Origin of the sequence: Pseudarthrobacter sp. O4, assembly GCF_050157025.1 — a bacterium.
Lineage (GTDB): Bacteria > Actinomycetota > Actinomycetes > Actinomycetales > Micrococcaceae > Arthrobacter.
The window spans coordinates 1,667,891-1,683,013 of record NZ_CP189591.1 but is presented as its reverse complement, the minus strand read 5'-3'; the positions used below and the strand labels follow the sequence as shown (position 1 = coordinate 1,683,013).

At 67.5% G+C, this 15,123-nt stretch carries 11 protein-coding genes; 10 read left to right on the top strand and 1 reads right to left on the bottom strand.

Annotated features, from left to right (window positions below):
• The first annotated feature begins 49 nt into the window (after positions 1-49).
• Entirely contained in the window at positions 50-1,264 is a 1,215-nt protein-coding gene (locus ACQCSU_RS07675) for an MFS transporter (protein ID WP_426979153.1), read from the top strand.
• A gap of 349 nt (positions 1,265-1,613) precedes the next feature.
• On the top strand, positions 1,614-2,114 hold the full coding sequence (locus tag ACQCSU_RS07670) for a hypothetical protein (protein ID WP_426979152.1): 501 nt from the start codon (positions 1,614-1,616) through the stop codon (positions 2,112-2,114).
• A 131-nt stretch (positions 2,115-2,245) separates the two neighbouring features.
• Here ACQCSU_RS07670 and ACQCSU_RS07665 read toward each other — a convergent pair whose 3' ends face one another.
• Complete coding sequence (locus ACQCSU_RS07665; RefSeq protein ID WP_426979151.1) at positions 2,246-3,205, bottom strand: phosphatase PAP2 family protein; 960 nt, start codon at positions 3,203-3,205, stop codon at positions 2,246-2,248.
• Positions 3,206-3,343: 138 nt separating this feature from the next.
• Between ACQCSU_RS07665 and ACQCSU_RS07660 the strand changes: the two genes are divergently transcribed.
• The 8 genes from ACQCSU_RS07660 to ACQCSU_RS07625 all read left to right on the top strand — a co-directional run bounded on the left by ACQCSU_RS07660 (position 3,344) and on the right by ACQCSU_RS07625 (position 14,917).
• Positions 3,344-4,684, top strand: a complete 1,341-nt coding sequence (locus ACQCSU_RS07660; RefSeq protein ID WP_426979150.1) for a glycoside hydrolase family 32 protein — start codon at positions 3,344-3,346, stop codon at positions 4,682-4,684.
• 304 nt (positions 4,685-4,988) lie between these two features.
• A complete protein-coding gene (locus tag ACQCSU_RS07655) occupies positions 4,989-6,008 on the top strand; it encodes an o-succinylbenzoate synthase (RefSeq protein ID WP_426979743.1) in 1,020 nt (339 codons plus the stop codon).
• Between the two features lie 161 nt (positions 6,009-6,169).
• On the top strand, positions 6,170-8,266 hold the full coding sequence (locus ACQCSU_RS07650; RefSeq protein WP_426979149.1) for a PhoX family protein: 2,097 nt from the start codon (positions 6,170-6,172) through the stop codon (positions 8,264-8,266).
• A 105-nt stretch (positions 8,267-8,371) separates the two neighbouring features.
• Entirely contained in the window at positions 8,372-10,201 is a 1,830-nt protein-coding gene (gene argS / locus ACQCSU_RS07645) for an arginine--tRNA ligase (protein WP_426979148.1), read from the top strand.
• On the top strand, positions 10,198-11,928 hold the full coding sequence (gene menD, locus ACQCSU_RS07640; protein ID WP_426979147.1) for a 2-succinyl-5-enolpyruvyl-6-hydroxy-3-cyclohexene-1-carboxylic-acid synthase: 1,731 nt from the start codon (positions 10,198-10,200) through the stop codon (positions 11,926-11,928). The genes argS and menD overlap by 4 nt, the downstream gene beginning before the upstream one ends.
• Before the next feature lie 142 nt (positions 11,929-12,070).
• Positions 12,071-12,433, top strand: coding sequence for a hypothetical protein (locus tag ACQCSU_RS07635; protein ID WP_426979146.1), 363 nt, complete (start codon positions 12,071-12,073; stop codon positions 12,431-12,433).
• Positions 12,434-12,532: 99 nt separating this feature from the next.
• Positions 12,533-13,225: a hypothetical protein gene (locus tag ACQCSU_RS07630; protein ID WP_426979145.1), complete on the top strand. Its 693-nt coding sequence runs from the start codon at positions 12,533-12,535 to the stop codon at positions 13,223-13,225.
• 633 nt (positions 13,226-13,858) lie between these two features.
• Complete coding sequence (locus tag ACQCSU_RS07625) at positions 13,859-14,917, top strand: beta-propeller fold lactonase family protein (protein ID WP_426979144.1); 1,059 nt, start codon at positions 13,859-13,861, stop codon at positions 14,915-14,917.
• The last annotated feature ends 206 nt before the right edge of the window (positions 14,918-15,123 follow it).

Sequence of the window (15,123 nt, the reverse complement as noted above, 5' to 3'; positions counted from 1 at the left end):
GCGGGGTGCCCGGGGCAGCCGCGTTTGTTCGGCCCCTAGGATGAAGGGGATGACCACTACACGCCCCGCACCGTTCAGCCTCCGCAGCATCGCCGTTCCCGCGTTCGGCCCGGCCCTGCTTTTCAGCATCGGGGAAGGCGCGATCCTTCCGGTCGTGGCGCTGTCCGCCCGGGACCTGGGCGCCTCGGTGGCCGTAGCCGCGCTGATCGTGACGCTGATCGGGCTCGGATCCTGGTTTTTCAACCTGCCGGCCTCGCTCATCACGTTGAAGTTCGGCGAGCGCTGGGCGATCGTCGGTGCGGCCGCCGCCAGTGCCATCGCGTTGGCCGGGGCGGCCCTCTCCGCACTGGTGCCCGAGGGGCTCTGGCTGCTCGCCGTGGCGATGCTCGTCGTCGGGATGGCCGCCAGCGTCTTCAGCCTGGCGCGGCAGAAGTACCTGACCGAGGCGGTGCCGGTGATCCTCAGGGCCCGGGCCCTGTCCACCCTCGGCGGCGTCAACCGGATCGGCATCTTCATCGGCCCGTTCATCGGCGCCGCGGTGATGCAGTTCGCCGGCATCACCGGCGCCTACTGGGCCGGCGTCGTGGCGATGGCCGCCGCGGCGGCACTGTCCGTGACCATCCCGGACCTCGTGGCGAAGCCCGCGCCGGCGGCCGGCGGACCGGTGACGCAAGCGACGATGCGCAGCGTCGCGGTGTCCCACGCCGGGGTCTTCCTGACCGTGGGCGTCGGTGTGCTGCTGCTCAGCGCGCTGCGGGCCTCCCGCCAGGTGGTGATCCCGCTCTGGGCCGAACACCTGGGGATGGATGCAACCCAGGCGTCGCTCATCTACGGGCTCTCCGGTGCCATCGACATGCTGGTCTTCTACCCGGCCGGTAAGCTGATGGACCGCAAGGGCAGGCAGTGGGTCGCGGTCCCCTCCACGCTGATCATGGGGACGGCGATGCTGCTGATCCCGCTCAGCACCGGCTTTGTGGGACTGCTGCTCGCGGCGCTCCTGATCGGCTTCGGCAACGGCATCAGCTCCGGCCTGAACATGACCCTGGGCGCCGATTTCTCGCCCGACAACGGCCGCGGCCAGTTCCTCGGCATCTGGCGGTTCATGGCCGACGCCGGCGCCACCGGCGGGCCCGTGCTGCTCTCGGGAGTGACGGCCGTGGCCTCGCTCGGGGCGGGAGTGGGCGCCACCGGCGTGCTCGGCTTCGCTGCCGCGGCCGTTTTCGCCGTCACCATCCCCCGCCTCAGGCACCGGCGGAACTACTGAGGGCAGATCTCCGGACTTGTTTGCGGCAGGGCGTGAGGGACCGGGCACGTAGCTGCGCGAAGAGCGGGGTGAAGGCACCCAATTCAGCGGCAAGGTCGGGCAAAGTGAGGGTCGTGAAGTTCCTCGGACGCTGCTGCGTACCGAGGAACAGCCGCGATTACAGGTATCGACTACTCGGGCGAAAGCCACGTGAGCTTAGTAAGGTCGATCCCTGCGCCGGCGCATCCAGGCCGGCCCTACGCGGGGCGGCACGAGTGCCGCCGTCAGGGTTCGCCCGTGACTATTTGCAGCGCATGGTCTCCGCCCGGATGGGTGATGCGTTTCGACGCAAAAAAATTAGGAGATGTTCATGTTCGGAAATCAGTCCCGCTGGTTCACGCCCCTTGTCGCAACAGCAGCCCTGCTTCTCGCCGCTGCGCCCGCGGGCGCAGCTGTCAGCCGCCCGCCTGAGCTTCAGAATTTCACCTTCACGACGACGGAAGGCTGCGGTTTCCCGGTCACAGTCACCGGCACGGGTGGAAAGATCACCAAGGTCGAACTTAGGAATGGCAGCATCTTCACGGTGGGTAAAGGCGTTCTTCTCACTTACACCAACGTCGGCACCAAGAAGAGCTACACGGTCAATACTGCCGGGTCGGTTGCGCGGTACGTCCCAAATCCGGATGGAACCGTGACCGCAACGTTTACGGGCCATAACGGGGCCGTCTTCTTTGCCAGCGACGTGGGTGGTCCCGCTATCACGCAGTACACCGGCAGGTTGGTCCTCACGCTGGATTCGCTCGCAACTTTCAATGTCCTGGCTGTGAAGTCGACCGGTCCGAAAGTGGATGTTTGCGCGGCAATTTCCTAAGTAATTTCGGACTCCGATTGCTTCAACCGCGTGGGCATCCGTTATACCCCGCTGATGCTGCGAACCGCCGGCCCCGGAACATCATGGCTTCGGGGCGGGCGAGTTCGGAGCGCGCCGCCCCGCGGTGCCCCTCAGCGCTGCGGCGCGCCCCGCCGTCGCGCGGCGTGGCCGAACAGCCACACACCGGCAACCGTCGCGAGGTACCCGGCGATCACTATCAGTGAGGTCCCGGCCCAGAAGTAGTTGCTCGTGTTGCTTTCCTGTCCCGTGCCCGGCGCGATCTGCAGCAGCGAGTAGCTGGCCAGCACGGCCGAGCCGAGTCCTGCCAGCACGGGAAGCGCGAGCCAGAGGCGCGAGGCCGCCCAGTGTTCCCCGTAGCCGGTCCAGACATTCCAGCGCGGTCCGGTGCGGATGATCAGCCAGCCGGCCGGGAGCATAAACGCCGCCACCACGAGGAAGGCGGCTACGACGTCGGAGGGGCGGTGCCACTGGTTGATGAGGGTGGACAGGCCGGTGGCGACGGCGAAGCTGCCGCCCAGGAAGCCTGCCAGCGGACGCCAGCGCGGCGAGACCACCAGAAACACGGCGGCTGCGGCGGACGCCGCCAGCGTGGTGTGGCCCGACGGCAGGGAGTTCAGTTCCAATGTCTCGATTCCGCGGTACGGCCGGACCGGCACGAGGTCCTTGAGGATCTGGGTGGCCACGTTCGCGCCCAGGCAGGCTGCCATGGCGATCCCGGCCGCGGCCCAGCGCCGCCGCAGGACGGTGACAAACAGGATGACGACCGTGGCGATCAGCACGGACAGGGCCGGCAGCCAGTCAAGAAGCTTATTGGCGGCATTACCCGCGGTGCCATGGATCTCGACGGCCTCGACCAGCGCCGATTCGTCGATGAACTGTCCCGTGGTGGTGCGGACGAAGAAGTAATATGTGACGGCGAGTGCGGCCAGGCAGGCCAGGGTGGCCAGCAGAAACATCGGCCCCAGGCCCTTACCCAGGCCCTTGCCGGGGTGTGACGAGGCACGGGTCGAACCCGGCTGCGGGTACCCCTCAGCCGGGTGTTTGCTCGTATGTCCCTGGCGAAAACTCATCGCTATCAGGTTCCCATAAAACTCTGCGAGCCGCCTGAGGGCAGGTTGTGTCGAGGCGGCATCCGAGGGCATTTCACCGCAATGATTCCGCCCGGCACGGCCGTGACCTGTCATCCCGCGCGCGGGTAGTGTGTGGCCATGGACACCGTGCCGAATCATCCGGATCCTGCCTTCCCGCGCTTTCATGCCAGGCCGGGGAAAGGCTGGATCAACGATCCGAACGGCCTGAGCTACGTCGACGGCCGCTACCACGTGTTCTTCCAATACAACCCGGACTCGGCTCGGCATCACGGCATCTGCTGGGGGCACCTGAGCTCCGCGGATCTGGTCCGCTGGCAGGAGGAACCGGTCGCGCTCCGGCCCCAGCCCGGTGGGCCGGACGCGCTCGGCTGCTGGACGGGGGTGGTGACCAACGACGGCGGAGTCCCCACCGCTGCCTACTCCGGCGTCGAGTCTGAGGGCGGCAACTCCCGCGTCGTCCTGGCGCGGGGCTCCGATGGCCTGACCACTTGGACACAGGACGGTCACGTGGCAGCGGGGGTACCCCCGGACCCCCGGATCACTGCTGTGCGTGATCCGTTCATCTTCCGCTTCCAGGGCCGGCGCTTCGCGCTCCAGGGTGCCGGGCTGGCATCGGGACGGGCGGCCGTCCTGCTCTACAGCCTGGACGATCTCCGCAGCTGGAAGTATGAAGGGATCTGGTTCAGCTCGGATGATCCGCTGGCTGCCCGGCACCTTCCTGCGGAGATCTGGGAGTGTCCGCAGCTGGTCAGCGTCCCGGATTCGTCCGGGGCGGAGACCTGGCTGCTGATGGTCTCGCTGTGGCTTTCCACGGACCACCACGAGCACCCGAACGGCGTCGGCTATCTCCTCGGTGCGCTCGTCCCGGGGCTAGCCGGGCTGCCGGTCTTCGCCCCGGAAACGGGCGGGAAGGCTGATCTTGGCCGCGATTTCTATGCGCCGCAGATCCTGCCGCTGCCGGAGCGGACCCTGCTCTGGGGCTGGTCCCCGGAATCGACGGGCAGCGAGGACCGGCCGGGCCGCAGCCCGGAGCAGACCGACGACGCCGGCTGGGCCGGAGTCCTGACGTTTCCGCGGCAGCTCTCCGCGCACGGCGGGGCGCTCGCCGTCGAGCCGGCAGCGGAACTCCGGGCCTACCGCGGCGTACAACACCACACGGGCGCCGCCGGAACCCTGGCCCTGCCCCCGCACGCCGAGGCCCACGTGACCGGGGGTGAGGGGCGGATCAGGCTCGTCCTCAGCTCGGCCCGGCGGCAGCGGACCGTGTTCACCGTGGCAGTGGCCGGCGGCGATGAGCTCCGGATCTTCATCGACGCTTCGATTGTGGAGGCCTACCGCCACGGTTCAGTGCCCACGACCCTGCGCGCCTACCCTGCAGCCGGTGAGGTGTGGCAGCTCGAATTGCCGCACGGGGCGTCGGCCGATGTCTGGGAACTGCGGCACCCGGGGCAGGCGTAGCGCCCCACGATAAGACAGGTAGTCCCTACTCGTGCCGCGTCGGCGGCCGGTTTCTAGAATCGTGCATACCGGACGGATTCTCCGCCGGGATAGTGCTCCTTGAGCGGGCCGGCCGAGACGAGTCTCCTGAAAAGTAGGTGGCTCACCCCCAGTCAACGCCGGCCCGCCCAAGGCACGGGGGCTCGCTCTTCGGCCGCCTCAGTTAGCCGCCACATGAGCCGCCGGTCACGCGAGCCGCCGCAGTGAGCCGCAGTAGAGTGAAAAGATGCTCAGCAACGCGGACCCGCCGTCTCCGAATCTCGCCATGAATCCCGCGCCCTCGCATGCGGCGCAGCTCCCCGTGCTGGACCAGCTCCTGGCCGGTGCCCATGTGGTGAGCCTGCCGATGCGGGTGAAATTCCGCGGCATCCTGCAGCGCGAAGCCCTGCTGCTCCGCGGCCCGCTGGGCTGGGGCGAATTCTGCCCCTTTCCCGAGTACGGCGACCCGGAGGCTTCCCGCTGGCTCGCCTCCGCCATCGAGGCCGGCTGGCAGGGATTCCCTGAGCCGCTGCGGAGCAGCATCCCGGTCAACGCCACCGTCCCCGCGGTCACGGCAGACAGGGTGCCGGACATCCTGGCCCGTTTCGGCCGGGTCGACGCCGTGAAGGTCAAAGTCGCCGAGCGCGGCCAGAGCCTGGCGGATGACGTTTCCCGGGTCGCCGCGGTCCGGGCGGCGCTGCCGGATGCCGCGATCCGGGTGGACGCGAACGGCGGCTGGAGTGTCCCGGCGGCCGTCGAGGCGCTGATCCGGCTCTCCGCCGTCGGGCTGGAGTATGCGGAACAGCCAGTGCCCGATATCGCAGGCCTGGCCGAAGTGCGGCGCCGGCTGCGGGCGGCCGGGATCCCCCTGCTCATCGCCGCGGACGAGAGCGTTCGCAAGGAGGACGACCCGATCAAGGTGGCGCGTGCCGGCGCCGCGGACCTGATCGTGGTGAAGGTGGCGCCGCTCGGGGGAGTGCGCCGCGCCCTGGACATCGTGGCGCAGGCCGGGCTCCCCGCCGTCGTCAGTTCGGCCCTGGACACGTCGGTGGGGATCCGTGCGGGGCTGGCGCTCGCCGCCGCCCTGCCGGAATTGCCGTACGCTTGCGGGCTCGGGACCGTGTCACTGCTCGCGGCCGATGTCAGCCGGGACCCGCTGGTGCCCGACGACGGCGCCATCCGGCTCCGCGACGTATCCGCCGATCCGGCGCTGCTGGCCGAGCATGCCGCTTCGCCGGAGCGCCGGGACTGGTGGCTGGACCGGCTGCGCCGCGTCCATGCAGTGCTGGCTTTGGCCCGCCCCTGAGACGCTCCCCCAGGTTCCGCCGGGGGTTTGGCTGACGCTTCCTCGGGTCTTGCGGGTTCCGCCGGCGAGTTCACCGGGTCTTCATCTGGGAGACGTCTCTCGGTAGCCCGTGACTGGCAGGGTGGCCGGGACCGCATCTCACTCCCATGGAAGGTCTCTCCATGTCTGTCTCTTCCGGACGCAAATTTTCCCTGCTCCCCATGCTCGGCCACACCAAAGGCAAGCGCAGCCCTGTCACGTGCGCGCTGAAGTGCGACAACGCCTGCTCGGGTGAAGTCTGCAACACCAGTTCCAACAGCTACTTCCGCGACATCGCCTCCGCCACCATGTCCCGCCGTGCCGCGCTCGGCTTCGGGGCCGCGGGAGCCCTCGCCGTCGCGTTCGGCAGTGCCCTGGCCTCGGCCGAGTCCGCGGTGGCCGACGGCGGTCCGGGCCTCGCGGCCGCCGCCAGGGACGGCTTCGGCCGCTCCAAGCTCACCTTCGCGGCCATCGCCCCGGTGGACGCCGCCGTCGACGCCTTCACCGTGCCTGAAGGTTTTGGCTGGCAGCCGGTCATCCGCTGGGGCGACCCGATCTTCCGCGACGCGCCGGACTTCGACCTCAACAACCAGACCGCCGCGGCGCAGGCACGGCAGTTCGGCTACAACAACGACTACACGGACATCCTCGAGGTTCCCGGCAGCAAGGGCCGCCGCGCGGTGCTCTTCGCCAACCACGAATACACCAACGAGGCCATCATGTTCCCGGCCTCGCTCCCCGCGGGCGAGGTCCGTGCCGTCGCCGCCGCCGCGCACGGACTCACGGTCGTGGAACTCGAGCGCCAGAACAGGAACAAGCCGTGGAGCTACGTCAAGGGAGCCCGGCTCAACCGCCGCTACCTCAACGACACGGTCTACGAACTCACGGGCCCGGTTGCTGGCTCCGCCCTGGTCCGGACCGTCGCCGATCCCACCGGGCGCGCCATCCGCGGGACACTGGGTAACTGCTCCGGCGGCACCACGCCCTGGGGCACAGTCCTCTCCGGCGAGGAGAACTTCAACGGCTACTTTGTCTCCCCGGGCACTTCCACCGCGGACAAGCGCTACGGACTCACCAACAAGCCGACCGCACGCCAGTGGGATCTCGACGATCCGCGCTTCAACACCAACAACGCCGGCTACGAGAACGAGACCAACCGCTTCGGCTGGATCGTGGAAGTGGATCCCTTCGACCCCACGTCCACGCCGAAGAAGCACTCCGCCCTGGGCCGCTTCAAGCATGAAGGCGCCAACGTGATCGTGGCAGACTCGGGGCGCGTGGTCGCGTACATGGGCGACGATGAGCGCTTCGACTACCTGTACAAGTTCGTCTCGGCCGCAACTTACCGTCCCGGTATAAACGCTGCCGACCGCGCCCACAATATGACGCTGCTGTCCGAGGGCAACCTGTATGTCGCCAGGTTCGAGGGCAGCTCCCCGGCGTTCCAGCTCGATGGCACAGGCAATGTCCCCGCCGACGGCGGCTTCGACGGCACCGGCCAGTGGCTGCCGCTGGTGGTGGACGGCAAGTCCGCGGTGCCCGGCATGTCGGTGGAGGAAGTGCTCGTCTACACGCGCCTGGCCGCGGACAAGGTGGGCCCCACCAAGATGGACCGCTGCGAGGACGTTGAGCCGAGCCTCCTGACCGGCAAGGTCTACGTCGCCTGCACCAACAACTCGGACCGCGGCAGTTTCGGCAAGGAAGGGGCCACCGAGGTCAACCCGCGCAACAACAACCGCGACGGCCACGTCGTCGAAATCATCGAGACCGGTGACCAGACGTCCACGGCCTTCACCTGGAACCTGCTGATGGTCTGCGGCGATCCGTCCCAGGGCGACGTCACGTACTTCTCCGGCTTCCCGGCGGACCAGGTCTCGCCCATCTCCTGCCCGGACAACCTCGCGTTCGACTCCGTCGGCAACCTCTGGATCTCCACGGACGGCGCCCCGTCAGGCATCGGCAAGGCGGACGGCCTGTTCAAGGTCACCCTCGATGGTGCCGAGCGCGGAAAGGTGGAACAGTTCCTCGCCGTCCCGCGCGACGGCGAGACCTGCGGGCCGATCATCCATGACGAGGAACGTACCGTGTTCGTCTCCGTGCAGCACCCGGGCGAGGACGGCTCGTTCGACGCGCAGCTGTCCTTCTTCCCGGACTACGTGGCGGCCGGCACGACGCCGAAGCCTGGCCAGGTCCGTGCCCCGCGCCCCTCCGTGGTCCAGGTGTTCCGCACCGGCGCCTGACCCTCCGGCGCTCCCTCGCCTCCTGCCAGCCCGACGGCGGGAGGTGGGGAGCGTCAGGGCACGGGCTGAACTGATAATTTGAACAGTGTGAATAATCCGGCCGAATTGGTTGTCCCCAGAGTCCAGGCAGCGATTGCCCGCGCGTTCGGCGAAGAGTACGGCGGAACGGATCCGGTGGTCCGGCCCTCGCAGTTTGCGGACATCCAGATCAACGCCGCCATGGCGCTGGCCAAGAAGGTCGGCATGCCGCCGCGGGACGCCGCAGCGAGGATCGTCGAGACCCTGGACCTGGACGGCATCTGCACCGCCGTCGAGATCTCCGGGCCGGGCTTCATCAACCTCACCTTCGACGGCACCTGGATCGAGGAGCTGCTTAACCACGAGGCGTCCACGGCCGCCGGTGCCGCCGCGTCTGCTGGCGTCGCGCCCGCGCCTGCCGTCGAACCCCGGCGCGTCGTCGTCGACTACTCCTCCCCCAACGTGGCGAAGGAGATGCACGTCGGGCACCTGCGCACCACCGTGGTGGGCGACAGCCTCGTCAAGGTGCTCGAGGCGCTGGGGGACACCGTCATCCGGCAGAACCACATCGGCGACTGGGGTACCCCGTTCGGCATGCTGATCGAGCACTGGCTCGAGATCGGGGAGGACTCGCCGGAGGCGGCGCTGCTGGTGGATGACCCCAGCGCCTTCTACCAGGCGGCCCGCGCCAAGTTCGACGCCTCCGCCACGGACGAGGACGGCTTCGCCACCAGGGCCAGGCTCCGCGTGGTCGCGCTGCAGAGCGGCGACCAGGAGACCTTCGCGGTCTGGCAACGGCTCGTGGCCCAGTCGAAGCGCTACTTCAACGCGATCTACTCCAAGCTCGGCATCAGCCTCACGGACCACCACATCGCCGGCGAAAGCTCCTACGACGCGCATCTGGCACAGCTGTGCCAGGAACTTGAGGACCTCGGCATCGCCCGGGTCAGCGACGGCGCCCTCTGCACCTTCCCCGCCGGGTTCACCGGCCGGGACGGCCAGCCGCTGCCGCTCATCATCCGCAAGTCCGACGGCGGCTACGGTTACGGCACCACCGACCTCGCCACCATCCGCTACCGGGTCCGGGAGCTCGAGGCCGACCGTATCCTCTACGTCGTGGGCGCGCCGCAAAACGTCCACCTGCGCATGGTCATGGCCACGGCGCGCGATGCCGGCTGGCTGCCGGACACCGTCGAGGCGGTGCACGTGCAGATCGGCAACGTGCTGGGGGAGGACGGGAAGATCCTGAAGTCCCGCTCCGGTGCCCCGGTGAAGCTCATGGCCCTGCTGGAGGAGGCCGTGGACCGGGCCCGCGCCGTCATCGACGCCGGCCGGCCCGAGCTGACCGCAGCGGAGCGGGCCGTGACCGCGCGGCAGGTCGGGATCGGGGCCGTCAAGTACGCGGACCTTTCCGTGGGGCACGACACCGAATACGTCTTTGACTTCGACCGCATGCTGGCCCTGAGCGGAAACACCGGACCCTATGTGCAGTATGCGGCCGCGAGGATCCGCTCGATCCTGCGCAAGGCCGGCGTGCTGGAACGCCATCTCGCCGCCGAAACCGACACCGCCGAAACCGACACTGTCAGTACCGACACCGTCAGTGCTGACACCGTTGGTGGGGTGCCGCCGGCGGCGGCGATCGCCGTCGTCGAACCCGCCGAACGTGCGCTCGCGCTGCACCTCCTGGAGTATGGCGCCGCGCTGAGCAGGGTGGGTGAACTGCTCGAGCCGCACCGGCTGTGTACCTATCTGTTCGAGCTCGCGCAGCTTTTCACCGCCTTCTACGACCAGTGCCCCGTGCTGAAGGCCGAGGAATCGGTCCGGGAGTCCCGGCTTGCCCTCTGCGCCCTGGTGCTGCGCCGGCTCTCCGGCGGCCTGGAGCTGTTGGGCATCGAGACGCCGGAGAACATGTGAGTCCGGCCGATCCCGGGCCGCACGGAACGGACGAGCTGGACGCACTGGACGCCGCGCGCATCGCCGTCGCGGCCTTGCTGACCGCCGGTGTGCGCTACGTGGCCGTGGCGCCCGGCTCGCGATCCGCGCCGATGGCCTACGCCCTGGCCGAGGCCGACGCCGCCGGACGGGTGCAGCTGCTGGTCCGGATCGACGAACGCGACGCCGGGTTCACGGCCCTCGGCCTCGCCCTGGCAACAGGTGCGCCGGCTGCCGTGCTCACCACCTCCGGAACCGCCGTCGGGAACCTCCTGCCCGCCGTCATGGAGGCCAACCACGCCGCGGTGCCGCTCGTCGTCATTTCAGCCGACCGGCCCGAGGAACTCCGCGGCACCGGCGCCAACCAGACCACGGCGCAGCTGGACCTGTTCGGCGACCACGTGCGCTTCGCCGTCGACGTCCCCGCCGGCAGCGACCCGCAGCGGGCCGTGGAGACGGCTCTGAGTGCGGCCACCGGCGCCTTCGAGGACAGCCCGCCCGGGCCCGTGCAGCTCAACCTGGCGTTCCGCGACCCCCTGGTCCCGGCCCCGGGCGAGAGGCTCCCGCCCGAGTCCGGCCGCCGGGTGTACCGGACCGCCCGAGGCCCCCTGGCCGTGGACTTCCCGCCGGCGGACACCGGCCTGCCGGAACGGCGCACCGTGGTGCTGGCCGGGCACGACGCCGGTCCGGTCGCCGAGGCGTTTGCCCGCGCCCACCGACTGCCGCTGCTCGCCGAACCGTCCTCCAACGCCCGCTTCGGGCCGAACGCAGTGGGCCCCTACCGGCTGCTGCTGGAGCACTTCGGACCGGAGTCCGCGCAGCCGATCGAACGCGTCGTGCTGTTTGGCCGGCCCACGCTCTCCCGGCCCGTCAGTGCCCTGCTGGCCCGTTCCGACGTCCCCTCGGCCCTGTACCAGCCGGTTCCCGTGGCCTGGTACCAGCCCGGCCGCCGCACCGAACTGCCGCTGGAGACCCTGGCGGACCTGGCTGACTTCGCCGGGCGCGGCTCCGCGGCCTGGCTGGATGCCTGGCTGCTGGCCGGGGCCGCCGCTCAGCACGCCGTCGATTCCGTGCTGGCCGGAACCGCCGCTGCCACCGGGCCGTCCGTGGGCGCCCTGGTCTGGGAACACTCGCGCGGTCAGCTGGTCCTCGGCTCCTCCAACGGCATCCGCGACGTCGACCTCGCCGGCGGGCCCGCACCGGAGCCACAGGCCACCGTGTTTGCGAACCGCGGCCTGTCCGGTATTGACGGCACCCTGGCCACCGCCACCGGCATCGCCCTCGGCGGCCGGCAGGAAACCACCGTGCTGATGGGCGACGTCACCTTCCTGCACGACGCCGGCGGGCTCCTGCTCGGCGCCGGGGAAGCCGAGCCAGGCCTCCGGATCGTGGTGCTCAACGACGCCGGCGGCGCCATCTTCGGGCTCCTGGAGCACGGCGCCGTCGACTCCTCGGGCCGCTACGGGAACGCCGTCGAACGCCTCTTCGGCACCCCGCACAGCGTGGACATCGGCGCCCTCGCCGCGGCGTACGGCGTCGCCCACCGCCACGTCAGCACGACGGCGGAGCTCGCCACGGCGCTGGCGGAGCCGTGGGCGGGCCGCCGCATCATCGAGGTGCACACGGACCGGCACGGACTCCGGGAGCTGCACGGCCGCATCAGGGCAGCCGTGGGCGCGGCCGTGGCCGGGTTGCCGGTAGCGGATTAGCCCCTGCTTCGATGCGCACGTTCGGAATACCCGCCGCGTAAGGAAATCTGCGCGTCGCAGAACGAAATGCGCATCGTCAGAGTTCTCCACATCACCGCGCCAAGGGATGGCGCCGGCGTTCAGTGGCTGGGATCTTCGTTCCATGAACGAGTTACCCCGGCTGATCCTGACCCGTGACCACGTGCAACAGGGAGTCACGCCCAAGGAGCTCGCCACCCGCTGCAAGTCTGGCGCGCTGGTCCGCGTGCGTCAGGGGAACTACGTTGACGGGAAAGCGTGGAGGGCGCTGAGGTTTTGGGAGCAGTACCGTCTGCGGGTCAGCGCCGCGGCCGAGGCATTTCTCTGCCCCGACGATTTTCGCGAGGCACCCCGCCGCACCGAATCCATTGAACGAGTCGGCCGGTTTGTAGCGGAAACGGTCGATTTGTCGACCCCTTCGGAGTTCACCGTGCGCATTGAACGGAGCCCGTTTGGCCCGGGTACGGCGGCGAGAGTTTGGTTGTAAGTGAACGAACCGACCCAATCCCTCGTCGTTATGGCTGGAGCCGGTCTTTGGCGCCGCAATATTCACTTCTCCATCTGTAAGCCGAGCCGAGGAAGAATCATGATGAAAATCAGTAACCGTCGAATTGCCGCTGTTGTTGGCTCTGTGGGGGTGTTGGGCGCGATTGTGGCCGGCGCTGCAAGTGCGAGTCCGACGCCGGAGAAGTCTGTCCCTGCCGCATCGGAAAAGCATCCAGTGGAGATCGAGGTGTTTGCCCCTGGAAAGGGCGATAACGCCGGGATCGCTGGTGCTGGCTGGTTCGTCGATCTGAGTGTGCGGTACGACGGCGGCCTGGCCGCAGCAGGCTTCACCGGTCTGCAGCTCACCGGGCCCGCCGCGCATGCGAACACGGCGCCCTTTCCCGGGTCGTTCTCCACCGGTCAGGATGATCGTCTGCCGGGCCTCGTTGTCCTCGCCTCCACCACCAATAGCACCATCAAGGGCTTCTCCGGTCCCGGCACGAATCTGGCCAACCTTTTCAATCTCACCGGCGTGACCGACCGTTCGAAAAAGGGCGCTGAAATTTGGGATTCCTGGATCGTCGGCGCCCCGATTGCGGGTCAGGACGTGGACAGCATCCTGACCGTCGCTGTGATCGCCGACCTCAACCACGACGGGATCTACAACGATGCCCCGAGCGTCGTGCCGGACGCCAACGTCGATGGCACGATTGATGCACGAGATCTCGAAGCCATCGGAGTCGCGTCCAAGATCACAACCATCCCGTTCCACATTTCAGGCGACCCCAAGTAGCGCGACGCTGTTGTTGGCCACCGCGAACACGCTGCACGGGTCTGCAACCGCGGCGTGATTTCGGCCGGCAGAAGAGCCGAAGGCACCACCGGGCCGGGTCGGCTGTCAGGACAGGCCTTACATGGCGTCAGCGCCGCTGGGCTTCTTGCCTTTCGGCGCGCGCCCGCTCCCGGAACGGGTCTGGCGGCAATGGCCGCCAGGTCCCGGGCCGGGCCCGGTGGAGGTCTGCTGCCGGTCTGCGACGGGCCTGTGGACCACGGTTAACCGATGGTGGCCCGAGATCGAGACATTGATCAAAACGCGGGTAACCACGGCCAAGGTTGAGGCATCGAACACGATGGTCAAAACATCAAGCGCATTGGCCGCGGGTTCCGGAACGCGAAGAACTATCAAGCACCTATCCTGTTAGTCAGTGCCTCCCGGACGGTGGCAGGAATATTCTTGCCAGCGGGGTTTCACCACGAACCGTGAAGAGCCACGCTGCTGGCGCGATTGTTTGGTTCTTTAGCCGGGAGTTGCCATGAATGCGTTCTCTCCGGAATCGGTCAGTCACGTCAGCCGAATTATCCTACGTGCCTCACGCGACGCGTCGGTCCTGATCTCAAAAATAGACCTACAGAGGAGCCGCACTTTATGAACAAGCGAATCAGTACAACCATGGCGACGATATCCCTGATCGCGCTGGCCTTTACCGGCTGCGACGCCTCAACAGATACCGCCAGCGGCGCAAAATCCCCGTCCACCGGTGCCACGGGCAGTTCGGCCCCGGCGGCTCCCGAAGACAGTAGAGCCGGATTTGACGCCGATATTACCAATAACTCCCTTGCGGTGAGCCCGGATGAGAAAACCGCGGTAGTCTCGGACAGCCGCGAAAAGTCACTCCTGATCTATGACCTGGCCGAAGGTGGGCTGCGCAAGAAGATCGGTGGCTTTGGCACGCCGCGGAACATTGTGTTTATTAATGACGGCTCGCAATTTGTCGTCTCTGACAGCAGCCTCGGCACCCTCCGTTTTTACAGCACGGAGGACTATACGCTGCAGGATGAAGTCGTGGTTGGACCGGGAGCATTCGGAACCGCGGTAAGTCCGGATGGAAAGACCATATATGTGAATAACCAGGCACATAGTTCCGTCACGGTCGTCGATCTTGAGTCACGGAAACCGACCGACGTTATCACCGGTTTTTCCCAGCCAAGGCAAGGCATCAAGGTATCTCCGGACGGAAAGCATGTCTTTGTGACGAACTTCGAGGGCGATAAGGTCACCGTTGTCGACGCCGTCAGCAGGAAGATTATCCGCGAACTGACCGGATTCTCCAAGATTCGGGGAATCTCCGTGGCCGCTGACGGGAACACACTGTATGCCGCAAACAGCGGGCGCAACAGTATCTCCGTGGTCGACTTACGGACGGGAGATATAGCGAACGAAATCGTAGTCGGTCGCGAACCGTACGGTGCCGCCCTATCACCGGACGGCAAACTTCTTTTTGCCAGCAATAAGGCCGACAACACCATTGACGTAATCGACGTCAACGAAAACACGGTCGTGAAGACACTCGAGGGCTTCAAAGAACCCCGCCAGGCAATTGTCTTCAGCCATGTCCAAAATCGGGCGTATGTGTTGAACCGGGACCTTTCTGTTGCCCGGGTGAATGTCGAAGACCTTTCCTTAACAGACACGGTCCGGGAATAAACCGGTGAAGGCCGGCCGCTCATATCAAGGCCGGGCCATCAAACTCTTGTAGGGGCAAGAATCCAGTCCGACCATAGAAGGCCCAGGTCTCAGCCATATCAGCTGCAGCGACCTGGGCGGAAAAGAAGTCTCTGGCCGGCTGCAGATCACCGATTCGACCGTTTTGAGCATCAGGAAGCTGACCGCGCCCGGTGTGCCCCGCCGTC

Coding starts and splice junctions, on each gene's coding strand:
- ACQCSU_RS07675 (WP_426979153.1), top strand. CDS start 50: ATGACCACTACACGCCCCGCACCGTTCAGCCTCCGCAGCATCGCCGTT.
- ACQCSU_RS07670 (WP_426979152.1), top strand. CDS start 1,614: ATGTTCGGAAATCAGTCCCGCTGGTTCACGCCCCTTGTCGCAACAGCA.
- ACQCSU_RS07665 (WP_426979151.1), bottom strand. CDS start 3,205: ATGAGTTTTCGCCAGGGACATACGAGCAAACACCCGGCTGAGGGGTAC.
- ACQCSU_RS07660 (WP_426979150.1), top strand. CDS start 3,344: ATGGACACCGTGCCGAATCATCCGGATCCTGCCTTCCCGCGCTTTCAT.
- ACQCSU_RS07655 (WP_426979743.1), top strand. CDS start 4,989: ATGAATCCCGCGCCCTCGCATGCGGCGCAGCTCCCCGTGCTGGACCAG.
- ACQCSU_RS07650 (WP_426979149.1), top strand. CDS start 6,170: ATGTCTGTCTCTTCCGGACGCAAATTTTCCCTGCTCCCCATGCTCGGC.
- ACQCSU_RS07635 (WP_426979146.1), top strand. CDS start 12,071: ATGAACGAGTTACCCCGGCTGATCCTGACCCGTGACCACGTGCAACAG.
- ACQCSU_RS07630 (WP_426979145.1), top strand. CDS start 12,533: ATGATGAAAATCAGTAACCGTCGAATTGCCGCTGTTGTTGGCTCTGTG.
- ACQCSU_RS07625 (WP_426979144.1), top strand. CDS start 13,859: ATGAACAAGCGAATCAGTACAACCATGGCGACGATATCCCTGATCGCG.